This is a genomic window from Lacinutrix salivirga (assembly GCF_053604675.1).
In genome coordinates this window covers 1-1,242 of the sequence record NZ_JBSHNP010000018.1, presented here as the reverse complement: position 1 = coordinate 1,242, position 1,242 = coordinate 1, and the positions used below count along the sequence as shown (strand labels likewise).

Sequence of the window (1,242 nt, the reverse complement as noted above, 5' to 3'; positions counted from 1 at the left end):
CAAAATAGCCTGTGTCTTCCATTGTTGCTTTGTATTTTGTAGACATATTTGTTTTTTTATACAATTTAAGCCTTTTAGTAAATATAAAAAGAGCATCAAAAAAACGATGCTCTTTATTACGTACTGTTATGGTCACGGATTACAAATCCGCGCGATCGGGTTGAAATGGCTTTGTATTACTTAACTTTAGTAAAAGTTTAAACTCTTAATTCACTAAAAAGTGTTTTGTCACTTTCAAGGTATCTTTCATAAAAGCTAGATAAACTATCAGCTATTTTAGGGAAATCACCTCCTTTATAACCTTCTTCATAACCATAAACAGGTGGATTGTCTCCTTCATCTAATTTAAAGAAGGCTTGTATAATCCCTTGAGAATCATAGAATACAAAATCATTATCCGTTAAGATTAAATCTGTGCGACCGTCTTCATCTAGAAGTTCCTGCATTCCTTCTTTATTGTCAAATAAGTCTTCATAGAAAACAGCATTGCCTACCAAGAAGCCTCTCATACCTATTTCCTTTCTGTCCATATCTTTACCCATTGTAGACAAGAATTCTAAATAACACTCTGGCAGACTGCCTCCTGCTATTTCTATTATTTCTATTATTTCCCCTTTTGCACAACCTTTATATATTGTTTGCCATTCATCTAATTTTTGCTTTACTTTATTTAAATATTTCATAATTATTTATTTTAATTTTGTTCTTACCCAGACTCTTGTGATTTCAATATTAGGGAAATCTTTTTGAAATGCACTTATTAACCAATCACAATTATCACAAATTTTTAAATCGGAAATGATTTCAATTTTCCCTCTAATTGATTTATTATCTTTGAACTTATTATACAAATATTCAACTTGTTTTTGTTCTGTATGATTATTTTTTAAAGGCTCTGGTCCATTGGTGTAATTATAATTTTTAGGGCTAATGGATTCAAAATTATCATAATCTTTTGATGTTCCATTTTGTATACCACTCCTTGATTGTAAATCAACTTCTTTCCCACCTATTTCGCCTTTAGTTGCAGCTACATTTTTCTTTTTACCAGCATCGGTATTTTTTCTAATTTTAGATAATAATTCAATATCTTCAGAAGTTGCTTTTCTGTATCTTCTTTTTATTTTAACTCCAGCTGTTAACTCTAAAACTTCTCTAACTTTTGGGTCTAAAATTTCTCCAGCTATATTTGCAACATCCAATGCCTCTTTAGCAGACTTCTTCAACAGTTTTTCTACTACA

2 protein-coding genes are annotated in these 1,242 nt (G+C 30.4%); both read right to left on the bottom strand.

What is annotated here, in order from left to right; genetic code table 11:
- Positions 1-197: 197 nt before the first annotated feature.
- Complete coding sequence (locus ACVC5O_RS00100; RefSeq protein WP_452219431.1) at positions 198-683, bottom strand: SMI1/KNR4 family protein; 486 nt, start codon at positions 681-683, stop codon at positions 198-200.
- Positions 684-689: 6 nt separating this feature from the next.
- Positions 690-1,242 (bottom strand): deaminase domain-containing protein (locus tag ACVC5O_RS00095; protein WP_452219430.1); only part of this gene is annotated, 553 nt, incomplete at its 5' end.